General features: G+C 46.4%; 14 protein-coding genes and 1 pseudogene. 13 read left to right on the top strand and 2 right to left on the bottom strand.

Annotated features, from left to right (window positions below):
* Positions 1-13: 13 nt before the first annotated feature.
* The 13 genes and pseudogenes from araD to CDO84_RS13575 all read left to right on the top strand — a co-directional run bounded on the left by araD (position 14) and on the right by CDO84_RS13575 (position 11,592).
* Positions 14-703: an L-ribulose-5-phosphate 4-epimerase gene (gene araD, locus CDO84_RS13635; RefSeq protein WP_040082189.1), complete on the top strand. Its 690-nt coding sequence runs from the start codon at positions 14-16 to the stop codon at positions 701-703.
* Entirely contained in the window at positions 681-1,499 is an 819-nt protein-coding gene (gene araL, locus CDO84_RS13630; RefSeq protein WP_082032977.1) for a sugar-phosphatase AraL, read from the top strand. Before araD ends, araL begins: the two co-directional genes overlap by 23 nt.
* The gene (egsA, locus tag CDO84_RS13625) at positions 1,496-2,680 is read left to right on the top strand and encodes a sn-glycerol-1-phosphate dehydrogenase (protein ID WP_040082192.1); all 1,185 of its coding nucleotides are present in this window, start codon (positions 1,496-1,498) and stop codon (positions 2,678-2,680) included. The genes araL and egsA overlap by 4 nt, the downstream gene beginning before the upstream one ends.
* 30 nt (positions 2,681-2,710) lie before the next feature.
* Positions 2,711-4,012: an arabinooligosaccharides ABC transporter substrate-binding protein AraN gene (locus tag CDO84_RS13620; protein ID WP_040082193.1), complete on the top strand. Its 1,302-nt coding sequence runs from the start codon at positions 2,711-2,713 to the stop codon at positions 4,010-4,012.
* A 35-nt stretch (positions 4,013-4,047) separates the two neighbouring features.
* Complete coding sequence (locus CDO84_RS13615) at positions 4,048-4,989, top strand: arabinooligosaccharides ABC transporter permease AraP (protein WP_014664913.1); 942 nt, start codon at positions 4,048-4,050, stop codon at positions 4,987-4,989.
* The gene (araQ, locus tag CDO84_RS13610; protein ID WP_040082200.1) at positions 4,990-5,835 is read left to right on the top strand and encodes an arabinooligosaccharides ABC transporter permease AraQ; all 846 of its coding nucleotides are present in this window, start codon (positions 4,990-4,992) and stop codon (positions 5,833-5,835) included.
* Positions 5,836-5,853: 18 nt separating this feature from the next.
* Positions 5,854-7,356: an alpha-L-arabinofuranosidase AbfA gene (gene abfA / locus CDO84_RS13605; protein ID WP_040082204.1), complete on the top strand. Its 1,503-nt coding sequence runs from the start codon at positions 5,854-5,856 to the stop codon at positions 7,354-7,356.
* Between the two features lie 150 nt (positions 7,357-7,506).
* Positions 7,507-7,833, top strand: coding sequence for a PadR family transcriptional regulator (locus CDO84_RS13600; protein ID WP_003222447.1), 327 nt, complete (start codon positions 7,507-7,509; stop codon positions 7,831-7,833).
* On the top strand, positions 7,830-8,384 hold the full coding sequence (locus CDO84_RS13595; RefSeq protein ID WP_040082207.1) for an HAAS signaling domain-containing protein: 555 nt from the start codon (positions 7,830-7,832) through the stop codon (positions 8,382-8,384). Before CDO84_RS13600 ends, CDO84_RS13595 begins: the two co-directional genes overlap by 4 nt.
* Positions 8,381-9,271 (top strand): DUF4097 family beta strand repeat-containing protein, encoded by an 891-nt coding sequence (locus tag CDO84_RS13590; protein ID WP_040082208.1) that lies wholly within the window; start codon positions 8,381-8,383, stop codon positions 9,269-9,271. The genes CDO84_RS13595 and CDO84_RS13590 overlap by 4 nt, the downstream gene beginning before the upstream one ends.
* 111 nt (positions 9,272-9,382) lie before the next feature.
* Positions 9,383-11,179: a carbon starvation protein CstA gene (cstA, locus tag CDO84_RS13585; protein ID WP_040082211.1), complete on the top strand. Its 1,797-nt coding sequence runs from the start codon at positions 9,383-9,385 to the stop codon at positions 11,177-11,179.
* Positions 11,122-11,309 (top strand): annotated as a pseudogene (locus CDO84_RS21745) (hypothetical protein). Before cstA ends, CDO84_RS21745 begins: the two are co-directional and overlap by 58 nt.
* On the top strand, positions 11,224-11,592 hold the full coding sequence (locus CDO84_RS13575; RefSeq protein ID WP_231560772.1) for a VOC family protein: 369 nt from the start codon (positions 11,224-11,226) through the stop codon (positions 11,590-11,592). Before CDO84_RS21745 ends, CDO84_RS13575 begins: the two are co-directional and overlap by 86 nt.
* 38 nt (positions 11,593-11,630) lie before the next feature.
* Here CDO84_RS13575 and CDO84_RS13570 read toward each other — a convergent pair whose 3' ends face one another.
* Together CDO84_RS13570 and glcD are read right to left on the bottom strand one after the other, a co-directional pair.
* A complete protein-coding gene (locus CDO84_RS13570; RefSeq protein ID WP_040082214.1) occupies positions 11,631-12,965 on the bottom strand; it encodes a (Fe-S)-binding protein in 1,335 nt (444 codons plus the stop codon).
* On the bottom strand, positions 12,962-14,374 hold the full coding sequence (glcD, locus tag CDO84_RS13565; RefSeq protein WP_014664904.1) for a glycolate oxidase subunit GlcD: 1,413 nt from the start codon (positions 14,372-14,374) through the stop codon (positions 12,962-12,964). The genes CDO84_RS13570 and glcD overlap by 4 nt, the downstream gene beginning before the upstream one ends.
* Positions 14,375-14,415: the final 41 nt, after the last annotated feature.

Here is a 14,415-nt window from a genome sequence, read left to right as displayed (position 1 = left end):
AGGGTGATGGAGCATGCTTGAAACATTAAAAAAAGAAGTGCTGGCTGCCAACCTGAAGCTTCAAGAGCATCAGCTGGTAACCTTTACGTGGGGAAATGTCAGCGGCATTGACCGTGAAAAAGAAAGAATTGTCATCAAACCTAGCGGAGTCGAATACAGCGACCTGACAGCAGATGACTTGGTTGTTTTGAACCTTGAAGGAGAAGTCGTCGAAGGCTCGCTTAAGCCTTCTTCAGATACACCTACCCATGTTTATTTATATAAAGCCTTTCCGAATATCGGGGGAATAGTTCATACCCATTCTCAATGGGCGACAAGCTGGGCGCAATCAGGCAGAGACATTCCGCCTTTAGGCACGACTCATGCTGATTATTTTGACAGTGCGATTCCGTGTACTAGAGAAATGTACGATGAAGAAATCATTCATGAGTACGAATTGAATACAGGAAAAGTCATAGCGGAAACCTTTCAGCAGCATAACTACGAACAGGTGCCGGGTGTGCTCGTGAATAATCACGGACCGTTCTGCTGGGGAACGGATGCCTTAAATGCCATTCATAACGCAGTTGTATTAGAAACGGTTGCCGAAATGGCCTATCACTCCATTATGCTGAACAAGGATGTAACCCCAATTAATACAGTCCTGCATGAAAAGCATTTTTATCGAAAACACGGAGCAAATGCGTATTATGGCCAGTCATGATACGCCTGTGTCACCGGCTGGCATTCTGATTGACTTGGACGGTACTGTATTCAGAGGAAATGAGTTGATCGAAGGAGCAAGAGAAGCGATCAAAACGCTTAGGAGAATGGGAAAGAAAATCGTCTTTTTAAGCAACCGGGGGAATATCTCCCGTGCCATGTGCAGAAAAAAACTTCTTGGAGCGGGGATTGAAGCGGATGTAAACGACATTGTTCTGTCGTCGAGTGTAACGGCAGCCTTTCTGAAAAAACATTATCGTTTTTCAAAGGTATGGGTGCTTGGAGAACAAGGTTTGGTTGACGAGCTGAGACTGGCCGGTGTGCAGCGTGCGAACGAACCGAAGGAAGCGGATTGGCTCGTCATCTCCCTTCACGAAACACTTACGTACAAAGATTTAAATCAAGCCTTTCAAGCGGCTGCCGGCGGCGCTCGTATCATTGCTACAAACAAAGACCGCTCTTTTCCAAACGAAGACGGAAATGCCATTGATGTGGCCGGAATGATTGGGGCGATAGAGGCTTCCGCTCAAGCGAAGACTGAACTTGTTGTTGGAAAGCCGTCATGGCTGATGGCTGAGGCTGCCTGTACAGCAATGGGGCTGTCCGCACATGAATGCATGATTATAGGAGACAGCATTGAATCTGACATTGCAATGGGAAAGCTTTATGGCATGAAAAGCGCCTTAGTGCTTACTGGTTCTGCGAAACCGGGAGAACAGCGTTTGTATACGCCGGATTATGTGCTGGAGTCCATAGAGGATGTAACCAAATTGGCTGAGGAGGGGATTCTGATATGAACCGTATCGCAGCTGACGTTCAGCGTGCTTTTGAACACGCCGGAGAAGAGACGTCTCCTATAAAAGTTGAAGAAATTGTTCTCGGTAAACAAGCAGCTGATTCGCTTTTGGATTATGTAAAACGAAAAAACTACAAACATATTGTCCTTGTTTGCGACGCGAATACACACCGCATTGCAGGAATTGATTTGGAAAACCGGCTGAATCAAGCAGGATTTCAGGGCGAGTGCCTGATCATTCCAGAAAATGAAGCCGGAGATGTGACAGCTGATGAACGATCGCTCATTCATGCGCTGATCCATACAAAACAAACAACGGATGTCATGATTGCAGTCGGTTCGGGCACGATTCATGATATCGTCCGCTTTGCGGCGTTTCAGAGAGAGTTGCCGTTTATTTCTTATCCGACTGCTCCATCTGTAGACGGTTTTACATCAGCCGGGGCGCCGATTATTTTATACGGCACGAAAACAACCATTCAAACGAAGGCCCCATCTGCGCTGTTCGCTGATCTGGATCTATTAAAAGCGGCACCGCAATCAATGGTGGCGGCTGGGTTTGGTGACATGCTCGGTAAAATAACATCTTTAGCAGATTGGGAAATATCCCGGCATCTTGCCGGTGAGCCTTATTCGCCAGCAGGAGCTAAGATCGTTCAAGAGGCGCTTGACGCCTGTATCGCACACACAGAAGACATCGCGATGAAAACGGAAACTGGCATACGGGTGTTGATGGAGTCTTTAATCGTATCGGGGCTTGTCATGCTGGCCTTAGATCATTCCCGCCCGGCATCAGGCGGCGAGCATCATATTTCACATTGGATTGAGATGGAATTAATGGAGAAAAAACGGCCTCAGATTCTTCATGGAGCAAAGGTGGGCTGTGCCGCTGTTTTATTAACTGACACATACAGAAAGCTCGCAAAGGATGAGGGATTGAACGAATTTTCACCAAGCCGGCGGCAAGCCATCCAATCGGCTTATCAAACACTCCCGGAAGGAGAAGTGCTCGCTGACTGGCTGAGATCAGCCGGAGGCCCTGCGTATTTTGATGAAATCGGTGTCGGGCAGGATTCCGTCAAAAATGCCTTCAGACACGCGCACACCTTAAGAGACCGCTGCACCGGATTAAGAATGATCAATGAAAACAAAACGCTGATCAATCATGGTCTATATGAATAGCCCGCACCTCGAATGGAAGGGGTAACGCAGATGAAAAAAATGACTGTCTGTTTTCTTGTGCTCATGATGCTGCTGACATTACTCATTGCCGGGTGTTCAGCAGAAAAATCATCCGGCAAATCGGGTGAAACTGAGCTGACCTTTTGGACATTTAACGGGCTTCATGAGCAGTTCTATGTGGAAATGGTGAAGGAATGGAACAAAAAATATCCTGACCGCAAAATTAAGCTGAATACGGTCGTTTATCCGTATGGGCAAATGCATGATAACTTATCTATCTCCTTAATAGCGGGAGAAGGCGTCCCTGATATTGCCGATGTGGAATTGGCCCGTTTTTCAAACTTTTTGAAGGGCTCTGACATACCGCTTGCCGACTTGACTCCGCTGATTGAAAAGGACCGCGATAAATTCGTAGAGGCGCGGCTGACCCTGTACAGCAAAAACGGAAAGCTTTACGGACTCGATACGCATGTAGGGACAACAGTCATGTTTTATAACATGGATGTGATGAAAAAAGCCGGCGTCAATCCTGACGATATTAAAACATGGGATGATTACCATAAAGCCGGACAGAAAGTGCGCAAAGTGACCGGGAAGCCGATGGGAACGGTGGAAACAAATGATTCCGGAACCTTCTTATCTATGATTTCACAGCAAAACTCAGGCTATTTTGATAAAAACGGCAAGCTGATCCTCAATAATGACACCAACGTAAAAACACTTCAATATTTAAAAGACATGATCAATGATAAAACGATGGTTCCTGCTCCAGGCGGCGGGCATCACAGTGAAGAATACTACGGTTTTATGAACCAAGGAGGAGCTGCTTCAGTCCTCATGCCGATTTGGTATATGGGAAGATTTATCGATTATATGCCTGATCTGAAAGGGAAGATTGCCATCAGACCGCTCCCGGCATGGAAAGAGGGGGGCGACCGCTCGGCAGGCTTGGGCGGTACGGCAACCGTTGTACCGAAGCAATCCAAGCATGTTGAGTTAGCAAAAGAGTTTTTGGCCTTTGCGAAGGGCTCTAAAAAAGGAAATAAAAAACTCTGGAGCGTACTCGGGTTTGACCCGCTTCGCTGGGATGTTTGGAGCTCCAAGGAATTGAAAGAGAAAAACAAATACACGGATTACTTCCAAAACGGAACAGGCATTTTTTCTGTGCTGCTCGATATCAAGGATGAAATCAATCCAATTTATTTACATGAGGATTTTGCCAAGGCTTCAGACCTTGTCAACAGAAGCGTATTGTTCGACGCGCTTAAATCCCAGCAAAAAACGCCTAAACAAGCCTTGGACAGAGCGGCAGGTGAACTGAAACAGAAATAGAATCCCATTCAAAAAGTGAAAGCGGGGAGGTTCTCATGAAACCTGTGAAAACGGGAACGGTTCATCCCGTTCCTTCAGCTGCGAAACAATCAGGCTGGCGAGATCTATTTTATTCGAAAAAAGCGGCGCCCTATCTGTTTACAGCGCCATTCGTTTTATCCTTTCTCGTATTTTTTCTATACCCCATCATTAGTGTCTTCATCATGAGCTTTCAAAGAATTTTGCCGGGAGAGGTGTCGTTTGTCGGATTGTCTAATTATACAGCGCTAAACAACCCGACGTTCTATACCGCCCTTTGGAATACGCTGGAATACACCTTTTGGACGCTGATCGTGCTGATTCCTGTCCCATTGCTTCTGGCCATATTCCTGAATTCAAAGCTGGTCAAATTTCGAAATATATTTAAATCAGCGCTATTCATACCGGCATTGACCTCCACCATTGTCGCAGGGATCATTTTTCGGCTGATCTTCGGAGAAATGGAAACGTCTCTGGCTAACTCCATCCTACTCAAACTCGGCTTATCACCCCAGAACTGGATGAACAATGAACATACCGGCATGTTTTTGATGGTGCTGCTTGCTTCGTGGAGATGGATGGGAATCAACATCCTTTACTTTTTAGCAGGCCTGCAAAATGTGCCGAAAGAGCTGTACGAAGCTGCTGATATAGACGGGGCGAATACGATGAAAAAATTCCGACACATCACGCTGCCGTTTCTCAAGCCTGTTACCGTATATGTGCTGACCATCAGCATTATCGGCGGCTTCAGAATGTTTGAGGAAAGCTACGTGCTTTGGCAAAATAATTCCCCGGGTAATATTGGTCTGACGCTTGTCGGATATTTGTATCAGCAGGGGCTTGCCTACAACGAAATGGGGTACGGAGCGGCCATCGGCATTGTGCTTTTGATTGTGATACTTGTTGTCAGCCTGATTTCATTAAAGCTTTCAGGCTCGTTTAAGGGGGAGGGATAAATGTTGCGGAACAGTCCTCAGTTTAGCGTTTACAGAATTGCGCTGACTCTGTTTTTTATGATGCTGAGCCTATTGTATATTTTTCCGATTTTCTGTTTGCTTTTAGGATCCTTAAAGCCGTCATCTGAGCTTTTGCGTGTGGGGCTGAATCTTGACATTGATCCTAAAGTAATGAGTCTTGACAATTATACATTTCTGTTTAACGGCGGCAGTATTTATTTCAAATGGTTCTTTAACAGCCTTGTGCTTGGGCTTTTCACAACCGTGCTCACCCTGTTTTTTTCTTCGATGATCGGGTACGGGCTTGCGGTTTATGATTTTAAGGGCAGAAGTATCATCTTTGTTCTTGTGCTGATTATCATGATGGTTCCGCTGGAGGTTATGATGCTTCCTCTGTTTAAGCTAACCGTCGGACTGCACTTGATCGATTCGTATACGGGTGTCATATTGCCGTTTATCGTTTCACCTGTTGCCGTATTCTTTTTTAGGCAATATGCGCTTGGTCTTCCAAGAGATCTGTTGGATTCTGCAAGAATGGACGGCTGTACGGAATTTGGCATCTTTTTCAGGATTATGGCACCGCTGATGAAACCGGCTTTCGGCGCGATGATCATCCTTCAGTCCTTAAACAGCTGGAACAATTTCTTGTGGCCGCTGATTGTGCTTCGGTCGAAAGAAATGTTTACGCTTCCAATTGGGCTTTCCAGCTTGCTGAGCCCTTATGGCAACAACTATGACATGCTTATATCCGGCTCGGTATTTGCAATTTTGCCGGTCATTATCATTTTCTTGTTTTTCCAAAAATACTTTATCTCCGGCCTGACGGTAGGGGGAGTCAAAGGTTAATGAAGGAGGAAACGTGTGATGAAAAAAGCGCGAATGATTGTAGACAAAGAATATAAAATCGGTGAAGTAGACAAACGGATTTACGGATCGTTTATCGAACATATGGGGCGTGCGGTATACGAAGGCATATATGAGCCTGATCACCCTGAAGCGGATGAAGATGGGTTTAGAAAAGATGTCCAGTCGCTGATTAAAGAATTACAGGTTCCGATCATCCGCTATCCGGGCGGAAACTTTTTATCCGGATACAACTGGGAGGACGGTGTCGGACCAGTTGAAAATCGCCCGAGACGGCTTGACTTGGCATGGCAAACGACAGAAACCAATGAAGTGGGAACAAATGAATTTTTAAATTGGGCAAAAAAGGTGAACACCGAGGTCAATATGGCCGTCAATCTCGGCACAAGAGGCATAGATGCCGCCCGTAATCTCGTTGAATATTGCAATCATCCGAAAGGCTCTTATTGGAGTGATTTAAGAAGATCACATGGCTATGAACAGCCGTACGGCATCAAAACATGGTGCTTAGGAAACGAAATGGATGGACCGTGGCAGATCGGCCACAAAACAGCTGATGAATACGGACGGCTAGCCGCAGAGACGGCAAAGGTCATGAAATGGGTTGACCCATCAATTGAACTTGTTGCCTGCGGCAGCTCAAACAGCGGCATGCCGACCTTTATCGATTGGGAAGCGAAGGTGCTTGAGCATACGTACGAGCATGTTGACTATATCTCTCTTCACACCTACTACGGAAACCGGGATAACAATCTGCCAAACTATTTGGCCCGTTCCATGGATCTGGATCATTTCATTAAATCTGTCGCCGCAACCTGTGACTATGTAAAAGCAAAAACACGCAGCAAGAAAACAATCAATCTCTCTTTGGATGAATGGAACGTATGGTATCACTCAAATGAGGCTGATAAAAAAGTCGAGCCTTGGATCACTGCGCGTCCGATTTTAGAGGATATTTACAATTTTGAAGATGCCTTATTAGTCGGCTCGCTCCTCATTACGATGCTGCAGCACGCAGATCGCGTGAAAATCGCGTGTCTTGCGCAGCTTGTCAATGTCATCGCGCCGATCATGACGGAAAAAGGCGGAGAAGCATGGAGACAGCCGATTTTCTATCCATACATGCATGCTTCTGTTTACGGAAGGGGCGAGTCACTGAAACCGCTTATTTCTTCTCCGAAGTACGACTGTTCTGATTTTACTGATGTGCCATATGTTGATGCTGCTGTTGTGTACTCTGAAGAGGAAAAAACCCTCACTATTTTTGCGGTAAACAAGGCTGAGGATCAGATGGAGACGGAGATTTCGCTCAGAGGCTTTGAATCCTACCAAATCGCAGAGCACATCGTACTTGAGCATCAGGATATCAAAGCGACAAACCAGCATAACAGAAAGAATGTCGTCCCGCATTCCAACGGAACATCGTCTGTTAGCGAAAACGGCTTAACTGCTCATTTCACGCCGCTTTCCTGGAATGTGATCCGCCTGAAAAAACAATCATAAGAGAAGCAAAGCCGGAGATTTCTCTCCGGTTTTTCTTTTTTCTCAGTAGATATCATTCAGTACTTTGTAATGTTCAGTAGTGGATGTTACCATATGGATAAGTGATGGGAAAAATAAACAAAATTGACCAGCCGCAGGGAGGATCTTATGATGAATGCTCAATTCAAAAAGGGAGCATTAGAGCTATGTGTGCTTGTATTAATATCCGAAAAAGACCAATACGGATATGAGCTTTCTCAAAACATTTCCAGACACATGGCGATAGCTGAAGGCACCTTATATCCTCTTCTCAGGAGACTGACGAAAGAAGAATATTTAGAAACATATATGGCGCCGTCTTCCGAAGGGCCTGCCAGAAAATATTACACGATGTCAAAGCTTGGTTTCATGCGAATGAAACTGCTGCTGGCAGAATGGGATCAGTTCACAGCATCTGTCAATCAAATCATTGATGCGGCAAGGGGAGGAGAACGATGAATCAAGAACAGTTTTTACAGGAGTTAAGTAAAGCGCTACAGCCGCTTTCTAAAGAAGAGCGGAATGAGATCTTATTTGATTTTGAAGAACATATTACAGAAGGGATGAAAGAAGGCAGGCCGGAAGCGGACATCATCAGGGAACTCGGCTCCCCAAAACAAATAGCAAAGGAATTGGTGCCAGATGTCACGGAAACTGCTCCAGCAGTGCAGCGCCCTAAGAAGAACCTCTTTCAGATGGCATGTTCAGCAGCAGCGATAAACATCTTAAATTTGATTTTTGTGCTGGGACCAGCTATTGGCATTTTTGGAGTGTACGTGGGTTTATGCGGGGCGGCGCTTGCACTTTCTGTATCACCAATAATGTTTGTCGGCATGGTGATGTTTCAAATGAATACGCACATGATGCTGGAGTTCTTTTTATCACTCGTGTTTGGCAGTCTGGGGCTGCTCTTGTGTATAGGGCTGTGGCATTTAGGCAAGCTGCTGTATGGCATGAGTTTGCGATATATCAGATATAATTTAAAGCTGGTGACGGGGGCGCAGACATGAAAAAAATCATAATAGGATTGATCGCAGTATTTGCAGTCGGGGTAATCGGGGCTGTCATCTCTGCTGCTACCTCGGATTTTACAAAAGAAGAGGTGAAAGCTGCCGAAACATATGATCCTGCAGATATTAAAAAAATTGAGGTAACAACGAGCTCGATGCATGCAGAGGTCAAAAGCGGGCAAACGGATGATATTCAGGTAGCTGCTGAAGGGCAAGTCAGTGATAAAAGCAAAAAGCTGTTCGATGTGAGCCAAGATGGCAATTCATTAACAATCAATCAAATAGCACGCGAGAATATCATCTCTTTTATACCGTGGGGCAGTGAAAAGGATATGAAAATCACAATCACGATTCCGGAAAAGAAGTATGATGAGATAACCGTAACGACAACCTCTGGCGATATTTTGATAGAAAATACGCAAGCGGATCAATCAGCTGCTGACTCTACATCAGGAAATATTGAGCTGAAGCATACACGCATCGAAAAAGAGTTGACGCTAAAAACAACGAGTGGAGAAATTCAAACTGACCAAAATTCATTCGGCCAAGGTGAAGTAAAGACAACAAGCGGATCAATAAAAAGCAGCCGCACAACAGCTGAAAAGGTGAACTATAAGACAACTTCCGGGGATATTGATCTTCTTCAGGATCATCAGAACGAAGAGATCGACATCGTCACTACGAGCGGAAGTGTGTCAGTAGAGTATCAGAAAAAACCTGCATCTTTGGCAGTGGATTTTCAGGCTGACTCAGGTGATGCCGCGGCCAATCTCGATCACATCTTGTATAAAGAAAAATCAGAGCACCGTATTGTAGGTTATGTAGGTGATAGCCCCTCTAACCGTTTAAAAGTTCGTACAACATCTGGAGACATTGAACTAAACTAACTGCCTCAAGCCGGCCCATCCCAGCCGGCTTTTTTGTATAGGAAAAAATGACCGCTTTTCCCCATGAAATTATGATATATTTATGAAAAATAGCAAAGGGGATGGGAGAAAATGAATGCGGTTACAATCGTGATAGCGTCAATGTGTATTTTGGCTATTGTCTATCGTTTATACGGAACATTTATGATGGTGAAGGTTCTCAAAGTGAATGATGACAAGCCGACACCCGCTCACACGCTTGAGGATGGGAAAGACTATGTGCCTACAAATAAATGGGTTTCGTTCGGCCACCATTTTGCCGCGATCGCAGCGGCCGGGCCGCTGGTCGGACCAATTCTGGCGGCGCAGTTTGGCTATTTGCCGGGGTTATTGTGGCTGTTAATCGGGGCGGTAATAGGGGGAGCCGTCCATGATATTGTTGTGCTGTTTGCATCAATGCGCAAAAACGGAAAATCGCTGTCGGAAGTGGCGAAGGATGAGCTTGGCCCTGTTGCCGGCTTTTGTACGGGACTGTCCATGCTGTTTATTATCACGATTACGATGGCGGGTCTCTCGATGGTCGTGCTGCACGCGCTTGAACGCAATCCGTGGGGGACATTTGCGGTAGGGATTACGATTCCGATTGCGATGGGCGTGGGCTTATTTTATAAGAAAACGGGAAATTTAAAGCTCGCGTCAACGGTCGGTTTTCTCTTTTTATTGACAGGAGTCTTTATCGGCCCATGGGTACAGACTACCGCGCTCGGTGACTTTTTAACACTAGATACGAAAACGCTTGCAATCGCGCTCCCTGTTTATGCGTTTTTTGCCGCTGCGCTTCCTGTTTGGCTGCTTCTCGCACCGCGTGATTATTTAAGCAGCTTTATGAAAATCGGTGTTTTTATCGCTTTGATTGTTGGTGTGTTTGTCGTCAATCCGTCCATTCCGTTTCCTGCGTTTACAGAATTCGTAAAAGGCGGCGGGCCTGTGCTGGCAGGACCTGTCTGGCCGTTCATCTCAATAACCATCGCCTGCGGGGCGATCTCTGGGTTCCATGCCTTTGTCGGCTCAGGAACGACACCGAAAATGCTGAATAAATGGAGTGACATGAAGCCGGTGGCGTTTGGCGCAATGCTTGTTGAGTGTCTTGTCGGCATCATGGCACTGATTGCGGCAACCGCCTTACAGCCTGCTGATTACTTTGCGATTAACAGCACGCCTGAGGTTTTCCGTACGCTTGGCATGAATGTCGTCCATCTGCCTGAATTGAGCAGGGAAATCGGCTTGGACTTAGAAGGGAGAACTGGGGGAGCCGTCACGCTAGCGGTGGGTATGACTTATATTTTTACCGGAATGCCGTTTTTCAGCCATTTGGCCTCATACTTTTTCCAATTTGTCATTATGTTTGAAGCGGTATTTATTTTAACAGCGATTGACGCCGGCACACGTGTTGCCCGTTATTTGATCCAGGATTTCTTCGGAGAGGTATATAAACCGCTGAAGAAAACAGACTGGATTCCGGGCTCTGTATTTGCCAGCGCGCTTGCCTGTTTGATGTGGGGGTACTTGCTGTATTCAGGAGATATCGGTTCCATTTGGGCGCTGTTCGGCGTTTCCAATCAGCTGATGGCGTCAGTAGGGCTGATTATCGGAGCGACCATCGTGTTGAAAATCGCCGATAAACGCCGATACATTTTGACATGTCTTATCCCGCTTGCCTATTTATATGTCACTGTCAACTATGCGGGCTATTGGATGGTGCGCCATGTATATCTTAATCCTGAAGCAGCAGGATATAGTGTATTGAATGGCGTATTATCTATCATCATGCTGGTGTTAGGCTTCATCATTATTGTGGCGGCCGTGAAAAAGTGGGCGCAGATGTGGAGAGATCCGAGTTTAAGGATGGAAGCATCTATACCGGGCTAGAAGGACTATTGGAATGCTGAGGGGGCGTGGCAATGAATCTATCAATGAAATATCTTATTCTATACGTATCGGACAGCAAGCGGGCTATTCATTTTTATCGGGATATTTTAGGACTGCCGATTCGTGCTGAACACGGCACATATGTCGAATTTGAAACAGGATCGACGATATTGGCGCTTAATACGAGGGAAGGCGCTAGAGATATCACAGCGCTGGATATTCCGGAAACATCTGCTTCAAACACATTTGAAATCGGGTTTGTTACTGAAAATGTAGAAACTGTCATCAAAAGGATGAGAGAACAAGGCGTCTCGATTATCGGGGAGCCGAAAGTGAAACCATGGGGGCAGACGGTCGCCTATATCGCAGATCCGGATGGACATTATATCGAAATTTGCAGTCCGATGGAATAACGAACAAAAGCCCAAAACAATTTCTGTTTTGGGCTTTCTCATGTTGTTTTGTGCCCGGTTGCTTCTAATAGCAAATCAGCCAGGTGAACGGCTCTGACTTTACCGCTTAGTCCTTCGCGTTCAATCCCGAGCTTCATCTGCAGCAGGCAGCCCGGGTTTGCTGTTACAATGAGGATCGCTTCGGTTGCTTTGACGGCAGCCATTTTACTGTCCAGTATTTTCATAGACATTTCAGCTTCGACGATGTTGTAAATTCCCGCTGATCCGCAACAGCTGTCTGCTTTCTCCATTTCTCTGAATTCAGCCCCTTTGATGCTCTGGAGCAGCTGGCGGGGCTCAAGCGACGTATGCATTACATTTCTTAGGTGGCATGAATCTTGATAGGTAACGACCTGGGGCGTCCTGAGCGCTAAGTCCATTTGATGGAAATCCAGTTCAACCAAAACAGAAGAAAAATCCTTCAGCTTTTGAACAAAAGCGGCGGCGCGCTCCGACCACTCCGGTTCATCCTTCAGCAAATGATCATATTCAGTAAGAAAGGCTCCGCATCCTCCTGCGTTTGTGATGACAGCATCCACGTCTAACGCTTCGAAAGCAGCAATATTTTGTTTCGCGAGCTCTTTCCCTGCGTTTTTTTCACCGCTATGCCCATGCAGTGCCCCGCAGCAAGCCTGTTCAGGCGGGATGACAATGTCGCAGCCTGCCAGCTGCAGCAGCTTCAATGTGGCATTGTTAGTCGGTAAAAACATCGTATCCATTAAACAGCCCGAAAAAAAGGCGACCCGTTTTTTCATGGGGCCAATGGACGGCAGGAAATGCGGCCGATTGTTCATTTCTTTGCTTTTTGGAACATCAGGAAGAACAGCTTCCATCGTCCGCAAATGCTCAGGCAGGACCCGAAGCATACCGGTTTTTCGCACAGCGGTTTGCAGTCCTGACCGCTGATACAAACCGATAAGGCTTACAGCTGAGCGCATGCGGTTTTGGTGCGGAAACAGCTCGTGAAAAGCCGTCTTTCGCATGACACGTGCGCCAAGCGAGTGTTTTTTATTTTGGTGGATAATATCTCTGGCTTCCTCCAGCAGCTGACCGTATTTCACGCCGGATGGGCATACGGGTTCACAGGCTCGGCAGCCGAGGCAAAGTGACAGCGAACGTTCGACATCATCATCCGGTTCAATCATACCGTCCGCCACGGCTTTCATTAAGGCGATACGCCCGCGCGGGGAGTGTGTTTCCTGAAACCCTGATTCGATATAGGTCGGACAGGAAGGAAGACAAAATCCGCAGCGCATACAATTTAATAACTCACCTTCATCCATACGCTCTTTAAATTCATTTTGGATCTGTTTCATTTCTTTTTCTGTTGTCATCTTTGTGCCACCACACGTTTTCTGGCATCTTTTGCAAACACTTTGCCGGGATTTAATATGTTCTGGGGATCAAATGCCGCTTTCAACGCTTTCATCGCATCAATGCCTTCTTTTTTTAGCTTCATCTCCAAGTAAGGCGCTTTCATGGCCCCGACTCCGTGCTCTCCGGTTATCGTGCCGCCAAGTTCAATCGCTTTCTCAAAAATCTCGGCAAAAGCCTGTTCGACACGCTCCATCTCATCTTCATTGCGTATATCTGTCGTGCATGTCGGATGGAGGTTCCCGTCTCCTGCATGGCCGAAGGTGCAAATGGAAATATCGTATTTAGCAGCAATATGATTAATCGCTTTGACCATATTGGCGATTTCTGAGCGAGGAACAGTCGCATCCTCTAAAATCGTCGTCGGCTTGAGGCGTGCAAGGGCAGAAAGGGCGGAGCGCCGAGCTTCAGTCAGGGCGAATGCCTCCTCCTCCGTTTGTGCGGTCTGAACGGAAACGGCGTCGCCTTTTTTGCAGATCGCCTCAATCTTTTCCATATCCCGTTCAACGGTTTCAAGCGGCCCGTCTTGTTCAATTAACAGAACTGCTTTTGCGCTTGTCGGAAGTCCGATTTTGGCATAATCCTCAATTACCAATAGTGTAGGCTGGTCGAGAAATTCAAGCGTTGCGGGTATCATTTTCGCGGCAATAATGTCCGATACCGTTTGAGCAGCAGCATCGATGCTTTCATAAAGGGCAAGCAGCGTCTTCTTGGTTTCCGGTTTTGGAACAAGTTTGACGATGGCTTCTGTCACAATGCCGAGTGTTCCTTCTGAACCGACAAAAAGACGCGTCAGATCGTATCCGGCCACATCCTTCGCGAGTTTTCCTCCGGTGCGGATGATGTCTCCATTTGCGAGCACCACCTCCAGACCAATCACATAGTCGCGGGTGACGCCGTATTTTAATCCGCGGAGCCCGCCGGAATTTTCATTGATGTTTCCGCCGATGGTTGATATTTTCATAGAACTCGGATCGGGCGGATAAAATAAACCTTTGCTTTCAACTGCACGGATCATATCCAACGTAATGACGCCCGGCTGAACTGTGGCAGTTAAATTTTCTTCATCAATCTCAAGAATCTTGTTCATGTGCTTAAAGAGAAGCACAAGTCCGCCTTCAGTCGGGCACGTGCCGCCGCATAGGTTTGTCCCTGATCCTCTCGGAACGATCGGCACGCGATGTTCTCTGCAAATCGTTAAAATTTGTGAAACTTCATCTGTATTCCTGGGCGCAATCACGGCATCAGGCATAGATTGAAACTGCGGCGTCGCATCATAAGAATAAACGAGCCGGCCGGCTTTTGAGTCATCAAAGTTTTCGGGTCCCACGATTTGAATCAGCTGTCCTTTTACATCCTTTGTGATCATTTCACCAATCCCCCTGTTGAAAAACGCTTTCAATCTATTGT

It is taken from the genome of Bacillus sp. MD-5, assembly GCF_002201875.1.
GTDB lineage: Bacteria > Bacillota > Bacilli > Bacillales > Bacillaceae > Bacillus > Bacillus stercoris.
This window is presented reverse-complemented; position numbering and strand designations above follow the sequence as displayed.

What these genes read in the sequence shown, in the direction of transcription:
- cstA (WP_040082211.1), top strand. Translation starts at nt 9,383, where the DNA reads ATGAATGCGGTTACAATCGTGATAGCGTCAATGTGTATTTTGGCTATT.
- CDO84_RS13600 (WP_003222447.1), top strand. Translation starts at nt 7,507, where the DNA reads ATGAATGCTCAATTCAAAAAGGGAGCATTAGAGCTATGTGTGCTTGTA.
- araD (WP_040082189.1), top strand. Translation starts at nt 14, where the DNA reads ATGCTTGAAACATTAAAAAAAGAAGTGCTGGCTGCCAACCTGAAGCTT.
- CDO84_RS13595 (WP_040082207.1), top strand. Translation starts at nt 7,830, where the DNA reads ATGAATCAAGAACAGTTTTTACAGGAGTTAAGTAAAGCGCTACAGCCG.
- CDO84_RS13620 (WP_040082193.1), top strand. Translation starts at nt 2,711, where the DNA reads ATGAAAAAAATGACTGTCTGTTTTCTTGTGCTCATGATGCTGCTGACA.
- CDO84_RS13570 (WP_040082214.1), bottom strand. Translation starts at nt 12,965, where the DNA reads ATGACAACAGAAAAAGAAATGAAACAGATCCAAAATGAATTTAAAGAG.
- glcD (WP_014664904.1), bottom strand. Translation starts at nt 14,374, where the DNA reads ATGATCACAAAGGATGTAAAAGGACAGCTGATTCAAATCGTGGGACCC.
- araL (WP_082032977.1), top strand. Translation starts at nt 681, where the DNA reads ATGCGTATTATGGCCAGTCATGATACGCCTGTGTCACCGGCTGGCATT.
- araQ (WP_040082200.1), top strand. Translation starts at nt 4,990, where the DNA reads ATGTTGCGGAACAGTCCTCAGTTTAGCGTTTACAGAATTGCGCTGACT.
- CDO84_RS13575 (WP_231560772.1), top strand. Translation starts at nt 11,224, where the DNA reads ATGAAATATCTTATTCTATACGTATCGGACAGCAAGCGGGCTATTCAT.
- abfA (WP_040082204.1), top strand. Translation starts at nt 5,854, where the DNA reads ATGAAAAAAGCGCGAATGATTGTAGACAAAGAATATAAAATCGGTGAA.
- egsA (WP_040082192.1), top strand. Translation starts at nt 1,496, where the DNA reads ATGAACCGTATCGCAGCTGACGTTCAGCGTGCTTTTGAACACGCCGGA.
- CDO84_RS13615 (WP_014664913.1), top strand. Translation starts at nt 4,048, where the DNA reads ATGAAACCTGTGAAAACGGGAACGGTTCATCCCGTTCCTTCAGCTGCG.
- CDO84_RS13590 (WP_040082208.1), top strand. Translation starts at nt 8,381, where the DNA reads ATGAAAAAAATCATAATAGGATTGATCGCAGTATTTGCAGTCGGGGTA.